Consider the following 6,948-nt stretch of genomic DNA (forward strand, 5'->3'; position numbering starts at 1 on the left):
AATATCCACAGGAGCGTGGAACATGCGTTGGGCGACGTATTTTGCCGTGTTGGCGTCTGTCTTGAGTGTTGGCCTGGCCCTGGGGGTCAGCATGCCGCTGGTGTCGTTTCGCCTGGAAGGCTGGGGTTATGGCTCGTTTGCCATTGGCGTGATGGCCGCGATGCCGGCCATTGGCGTGCTGTTGGGCGCGAAGATTTCCAGCCATCTGGCGGCGCGTCTGGGCACGGCCAACCTGATGCGCCTGTGCCTGTGGGCTGGCGCCGTGTCCATCGGTTTGCTGGCGCTATTGCCGAGCTACCCGATCTGGCTGGTGTTGCGCTTGATGATTGGCGTGATCCTGACCCTTGTATTCATCCTCGGTGAAAGCTGGATCAATCAACTGGTGGTCGAGCAATGGCGCGGTCGATTGGTGGCGCTGTACGGCAGCAGTTATGCGCTGAGCCAACTGGCCGGGCCGATTTTGTTGGGCGTTCTGGGCACCGAGCACGATTATGGCTTCTGGGTCGGCGTCGGTTTGCTGGTGGCGGCCCCATTGCTGTTGTTGGGGCGCAGCGGTGCGCCCAGCAGTGAAGCGTGCAGTGTGACCCTTGGCGATTTGCTGACCTTTTGCCGTGGCTTGCCGGCCATTGCCTGGGCGGTGTCGCTGTTCGCCGCTTTCGAAGCGATGATCCTGACGCTGTTGCCGGTGTATTGCCTGCGCCAGGGTTTCACCACGGAAATCGCCTTGGCCATGGTCAGCACGGTAGTGGTCGGTGATGCCTTGCTGCAATTGCCGATTGGCGCACTGGCGGATCGCGTGTCGCGGCGTTCTTTGTTCACCGGTTGCGCGGTCATTTTGCTGGTCTCGAGCCTGGCGATTCCGATGCTGATCGACACGCTGCTGATCTGGCCGTTGTGGGTGCTGTTCGGCGCCAGTGCCGGTGGCTTGTTTACCTTGTCGTTGATCCTGATCGGCGAGCGTTATCGCGACGATGCACTGGTCCGCGCCAACGCGCATATCGCGCAGTTGTGGGGCATTGGCTGCCTGCTTGGGCCATTGATCGCCGGTGCCGGGAGTCAGTGGATCAGCGGGCATGCGTTGCCATTGTTGATGGCGGCCGGGGCCTTTGGCCTGGTGATTCTGGTGTCACGCCAAGGGGCGTTTGGCGCGGTGGCCGAGCCGGCCTAGAGCAACCGCTCCAGGCCAACCGTATTACTGAACCACGCGTTGAAGTGTCGCCACCAACTGCCCGGTTCCTTGGTCAAGGTGTGCATTTTGCCGTCGTCTTCGGTCACCCATACCACCCGGTCTTTTTCCAGTTTTACCTGATAACTCAGAGTTGGCGCCATGCCCTGTAACGCCAGTTCGCGGACGCGGGCCGCCAGTTCTGGGCTGTCCACCAATACGCCGACTTCGGTGTTCCACAACACCGAACGCGGGTCGAAGTTGAATGAGCCGATGAAGGATTTCTTCTGATCGAAGACGATCGCTTTGCTGTGCAGGCTTGAGTCGGATTCGCCATAAGACCTGCGGGAAAACAGGCGAGGGCCGCTACCGCTTTCATCGCCGGGCTGACGACGCAGCTCGAAAAGCTGCACGCCATGCTCCAAGAGTGCCTTGCGATACGGCGCATAGCCGCCATGCACCGCTGGCACGTCCGTGGCCTCCAGCGCGTTGGTCAGCAATCGCACCGACACCCCGGCATCGGCGCGGCCCGTGAGATACACCAGCCCTGGTTCGCCAGGTACAAAGTATGCCGAAACCATGACCAGCTCTTTGCTGACGCCATTGAGTTCCGGTGCCAATTGAGTGGTCAGCAGCAATTGCGGATCGGGCTCACCTTTGGCCAGTACCTTGCTCGGCGCATCCCACAGCGCCTGGTTCCAGGCCCAGATCAGCTCTTTGCGCCAGATATCCAGACGCGGTTCGGTGGCGAACTTCATCAGCTGCTGATAGAGCGCGTGATTCTGCTTGCGCGACTCCTCCAGAGATTCTTCCAGCCGTGTGCGGGTGTTGGCCAGGTCCTGGGCAGTCGGCTTGCTCGATACGAACGCATCGATCGGTTTGCTCAGGGCGCTGTTCCAGTACTGGTCGAAACTGTGCCCCAACTGCTCAGCTACCGGGCCGACGCCCAGGATGTCGATGTCGGTGAAATTCAGATTGGGTTCGGCGTCGAAATACTCGTCCCCCAGATTGCGGCCGCCGACGATGGCCATGCTGGTATCGGCCAGCCACAACTTGTTGTGCATGCGCCGATGCTGCTGCGAGAGGTTGAACAACCGGCCCATGGTGCGTGTGACGCCAGTGCTGCGGCCCAAATGCAACGGATTGAACACGCGAATCTGGATCTGCGGATGTGCCGCCAGCGTGGCGATGGTGCGGTCCAGGCCGTCGCTGGTGGTGTCGTCGAGCAGAATGCGTACGCGCACGCCGCGATCGGCGGCCTTGAGCAATTCCTCCACCAGCATTCGCGTACTGATGCCGTCATGGACGATGTAGTACTGCAGGTCGAGGCTGCTTTGAGCGTTGCGAATCAATTCGGCGCGGGCGGTAAAGGCCTCGGTACTGTCGGACAACAGGCGAAATCCCGACTGTCCTTCATGGGAAGCCGCCTGGGCCTGGACCGAACGGCCAAACGCCGAGGCACTCGCCGGCAGCGCCTGGCTCGGTTCGCGCTGCACATCGAAACTGGCGCAACCGCCGAGGAGCGACGCGAGCAACGCAAGAGCAAGCAGGGGCTGTCTGACTCTCACGTGGGCTCGTTCCGGTTGGCGGCAGATGTTGGCATATGGACGCTGATATCCGCAAAAAGGTCAGTCGGGCAATCCGTCGTCGGCCAGCAGCTTGATGGCGGCGGCGCCGACCTTGCGCACGGCTTCTTCAATCTGTGCCGTTGGTTTGGCAGCGTAGTTCATGCGCAGACAATTGCGGTACTTGCCGGATGCGGAAAAAATGCTGCCGACCGCAATCTGTACGCCCTGATCGTACAAGGCACGATTCAGTTTCAGTGTATCGAAGCCTTCCGGTAGTTCTACCCACAGCATGAAACTGCCTTGAGGGCGGCTGGCGCGGGTGCCGGCGGGAAAGTAACGGCTCACCCAATCGATCATCATGTCGCGATTACGCTGATATTGCGTGCGCATCCGCCGCAAATGCGGTTCGAAGTGTCCGCCCTTGAGGAATTCGGCAATGGCAATCTGCGGTTGCGGCGCGGTGGAACCGGTGCTGATGTATTTCATGTGCAACACCCGCTCCAGATACCGCCCCGGCGCGACCCAGCCAATGCGCAGCCCGGGCGCCAAGGTCTTGGAAAAGGAGCTGCACAGCAGGACGCGGCCATCCTCGTCGAAGGATTTGATCGTGCGCGGGCGCGGATAGGTATAGGCCAGTTCGCCATACACATCGTCCTCGATGATCGCCACATCGAAACGCTGTGCGAGCATCAGCAACGAACGTTTGCGCGACTCCGGCATGATGTAGCCCAGTGGATTGTTGCAGTTCGGCGTCAACTGGATGGCCTTGATCGGCCATTGCTCCAGCGCCAGCTCCAGTGCGTCCAGGCTTATTCCCGTGAGTGGGTCGGTGGGGATTTCCAGGGCTTTCATGCCCAGGCCCTTGAGGGTTTGCATGGCGCCGTGAAAGCTCGGCGAGTCCACGGCCACGATGTCTCCCGGCTCGCAGATGGCGCGGATGCTGGTGGACAGCGCTTCATGGCAACCGGTGGTTACGACCAGATCGCCCGGCCCCAACTGACAGCCGGAGTCGAGCATCAGGCGGGCGATTTGCTCGCGCAGTTCGAGGTTGCCGTGGATGTTGTCGTAATACAGGCCGGGCATGTCCTGTCGCCGGCTGATCCGCGCCAGGTCGCGCAGTAGCGGCTTCATGGTGGGCGAAGTGATGTCCGGCATGCCTCGCCCAAGCTGTACGACATCCTTGCGCGGTACCGCGCGGATCAGCTCCAGCACCTGATCCCATTGTGAGATGTCCACCGGGCGCTGGGCCGGGCGGCCCACCGCTGGCAGCTCCGGCAATTGGCGACTGGCTGGCACAAAGTACCCCGACTTGGGCCTCGGCATGGCCAGCCCGCTGTCCTCCAGTACCCGATACGCCTGTTGCACGGTACTCAAGCTGACCCCGTGTTCAACGCTTAACGCCCGCACCGACGGCAGTCGATCGCCGGGGCGATAGAAGCCCTGTTCGATCCGCGTACCGAGCAATTCGGCGAGATTGACGTAGAGGGTCATGGCGCAGCCTCGAGGTGATTGAGTCGGTTAACCAGTACAGATCAAGCAAAAATCTTCGATTCAGAGGTGAATTCAGTAAATCTGTATGGAGTTAATACAGTTGCTTTGAATCTGTAACGCTTTTCGTCGCCCGCGCATCATGGAATCTCTGGCTACCCAAGTAAACAGGAGCATTCAAAATGAACGGTTTGAGCGATGTGCGGCTGACGTTACACAGTCAGGAACTGGAGGCAGGGCAACAGGACAATTCGCGCCATGCGCTCAAGCGCAACGCGCCGTCCGGCCTGAGCCACTGGGATCTGTTCTGGCAGCGCCTGCACACGCGCAAGGCGTTGCTGGCCCTGACGCCTGACCAGCTCAAGGATGTCGGGCTGACGCGGGAGCAGGCGCGGGAGGAGGGGCTCAAGCCGTTCTGGCGGATCTGAGTTTTTGTGGTGTTTTTTCGGGCCTCATCGCGGGCAAGCCTTGCTCCTACAGTTAGTGTTGATCTCAAGAGTGACGCATGACCTGTAGGAGCAAGGCTTGCCCGCGATGGCGTCGGCACCAACGCCATAAATGTCTCAGGCCAACTCTTTAAGCCGATGCCACAACATCCCCAATGCCAGCAACGGCGAGCGCAAATGCTTGCCGCCCGGGAAGGTGATGTGCGGCACTTTGGCAAACAGATCAAACCCACCGCTGTGCTGACCACTGATAGCCTCGGCCAGCAGCTTCCCTGCCAGGTGCGTGGCGTTCACACCATGACCGGAGTAAGCCTGGGCGTAATACACGTTTGGTTGGTCCATGAGTCGGCCGATTTGCGGCAGTCGATTGGCGCCGATGCCGATCATGCCGCCCCATTGATAGTCGATCCTCACATCGCTCAGGCGTGGAAACACCTCCAGCATCTTTGGTCGCATATAGGCCGCAATGTCTTTCGGGTCGCGCCCGGAATAATGGCAGGCGCCACCAAACAGCAAGCGACGGTCCGCGGAGAGTCGGTAGTAATCCAGGGCCACCCGTTGATCACAGACCGCCATGTTCTGTGGCAGCAGGGCGTGGGCCAGCTCTTCGCTCAGGGGCTCGGTGGCGATGATGTAGCTGCCGGCGGGCAGCACTTTGCCGCTGAGTTGCGGATTGAGGCCGTTGAGATAGGCATTGCAGCCGAGTACCAGGGTTTTGGCGCGGACTGAGCCTTGGGCGGTATGGACCTTGACCTCAGGACCGTAGTCGATGCGGGTAACGGCGGATTGCTCGAAAAGTTGCACGCCCAGTTGCTGTGCAGCGGCTGCTTCGCCCAGCGCCAGGTTAAGCGGATGCAAATGGCCGGAGCCCATGTCGATCAAGCCGCCCACGTAGCGGTCGGAACCTACCACAGTGTGCATTTCATCAGGTTGCAGCAGCCGGGTTTCATAGCGGTAACCGAGGCTGCGCAACTCTGCGGCATCTTCGGCGAAGCCCTCGAGATCGCGGGGTTTGTTAGCCAGGTCGCAGTAGCCCCAGGTCAGGTCGCAGGGAATCTGGAATCGCTCGATTCGCTGTCGGACGATTTCCACGGCTTCCAGGCCCATCAGTTTCATCTGCCGTACGCCGTCGACGCCAATCACATTGGTGAACTGGTCGAGGCCGTGGCCGATCCCACGAATCAACTGGCCACCGTTGCGTCCGCTGGCTCCCCAGCCAATCTTGCGGGCTTCGAGCAGTACCACGCTGAGACCGCGCTCGGCCAACTCCAGCGCCGTGTTCAACCCCGAGAACCCACCGCCGACCACGCACACATCGGCCAGCACTTCACCGGCGAGCGCCGGATAATCCGGTTGCGGCAGGCTGCTGGCGGCGTAATAGGAGGCAGTGTGCTGGGCACGGGCGTTCATGCGCGTCATCCTGGTTTCTATGTTTAGAAAATTTGCCGGAGCATAAGCGGACCTACCCAGAGGGGCAACATTGGTCGGCCGGCGCTGTCTGGATCAAGGCTTTTGCGTCAGAATCCGCTTCTATTCCACCTTCGGTCGATGCTTCAATGAGTTGCAACAGCCAGAAAATCCGCACACTGCGCCAGCAGATCCCCTCGTTCGAGTGCGTGCCCGGTTGCCATGACTGCTGTGGGCCGGTGACCACCTCGCCGGAAGAAATGTCACGCCTGCCGCGCAAGACCCGGGCCGAGCAGGAAGCCGCCATGGATGAACTCAATTGCGTTCATCTCGGCCCGCACGGTTGCACGGTGTATGACGAGCGACCGCTGATCTGCCGGTTGTTCGGCACCACCAAGACCTTGCCATGTCCCAACGGGCGCGGGCCGGTCGAACTGATTCACCCGAGGGTCGAGAAACAGGTCTTTGAGTACATGGCCTCGAATCGGCAGGTGTTGGTTTAACCGATCGCAGCCTTTTAATCCGGAATCGGCAAGGTCAGGCTCTCTTTCACCTCTTCCATCACGATGTAGCTCTTGGATTCGCGCACATGCGGCAGCTTGAGCAGGATGTCGCCCAGCAGTTTGCGGTACGAGGCCATCTCGGAAATCCGCGCTTTCACCAAGTAGTCGAAATCCCCTGACACCAGATGACACTCCAGCACGTGCGGCAGCTTCAACACTGCACGTCGAAACTCTTCGAAAGTATCGCCGGATTTATAGTCGAGGCTGATCTCGACGAACACCAGCAGGCTGCCCTTCAAATGCTGCGGATTGAGCCGCGCGTTGTAGCCCATGATGATCCCTTCGCGCTCCAGGCGCCGGACCCGCTCGGT

At 60.5% G+C, this 6,948-nt stretch carries 7 protein-coding genes; 3 read left to right on the forward strand and 4 right to left on the reverse strand.

The features are described from left to right. Positions 1 to 22: 22 nt before the first annotated feature. Complete coding sequence (locus tag D8V06_RS08610; RefSeq protein ID WP_056854155.1) at positions 23 to 1,168, forward strand: MFS transporter; 1,146 nt, start codon at positions 23 to 25, stop codon at positions 1,166 to 1,168. On the opposite strand, the gene D8V06_RS08615 is transcribed toward D8V06_RS08610, so the two are convergent. Both D8V06_RS08615 and D8V06_RS08620 read right to left on the reverse strand, forming a co-directional pair. Beyond that, the gene (locus tag D8V06_RS08615) at positions 1,165 to 2,733 is read right to left on the reverse strand and encodes a phospholipase D family protein (protein WP_130930800.1); all 1,569 of its coding nucleotides are present in this window, start codon (positions 2,731 to 2,733) and stop codon (positions 1,165 to 1,167) included. The two genes, D8V06_RS08610 and D8V06_RS08615, sit on opposite strands and share 4 nt — an antisense overlap. 60 nt (positions 2,734 to 2,793) lie before the next feature. Continuing rightward, entirely contained in the window at positions 2,794 to 4,224 is a 1,431-nt protein-coding gene (locus D8V06_RS08620; protein WP_056854153.1) for a PLP-dependent aminotransferase family protein, read from the reverse strand. A gap of 179 nt (positions 4,225 to 4,403) precedes the next feature. On the opposite strand from D8V06_RS08620, the gene D8V06_RS08625 reads away from it, so the two are divergent. After that, positions 4,404 to 4,649 (forward strand): DUF1127 domain-containing protein, encoded by a 246-nt coding sequence (locus D8V06_RS08625; RefSeq protein WP_130930801.1) that lies wholly within the window; start codon positions 4,404 to 4,406, stop codon positions 4,647 to 4,649. A 135-nt stretch (positions 4,650 to 4,784) separates the two neighbouring features. On the opposite strand, the gene D8V06_RS08630 is transcribed toward D8V06_RS08625, so the two are convergent. Next, positions 4,785 to 6,077: an FAD-binding oxidoreductase gene (locus D8V06_RS08630; protein WP_056854151.1), complete on the reverse strand. Its 1,293-nt coding sequence runs from the start codon at positions 6,075 to 6,077 to the stop codon at positions 4,785 to 4,787. Between the two features lie 146 nt (positions 6,078 to 6,223). Here D8V06_RS08630 and D8V06_RS08635 point away from each other — a divergent pair, with 146 nt between their 5' ends. After that, complete coding sequence (locus D8V06_RS08635) at positions 6,224 to 6,577, forward strand: YkgJ family cysteine cluster protein (RefSeq protein ID WP_056854150.1); 354 nt, start codon at positions 6,224 to 6,226, stop codon at positions 6,575 to 6,577. A 14-nt stretch (positions 6,578 to 6,591) separates the two neighbouring features. Here the strand turns inward: D8V06_RS08635 and D8V06_RS08640 are convergent. Then, on the reverse strand, positions 6,592 to 6,948 hold a 357-nt coding region (locus D8V06_RS08640; RefSeq protein ID WP_130930802.1), incomplete at its 5' end, for an Lrp/AsnC ligand binding domain-containing protein.

It is taken from the genome of Pseudomonas sp. Sample_24 (assembly GCF_004307605.1).
Lineage (GTDB): Bacteria > Pseudomonadota > Gammaproteobacteria > Pseudomonadales > Pseudomonadaceae > Aquipseudomonas.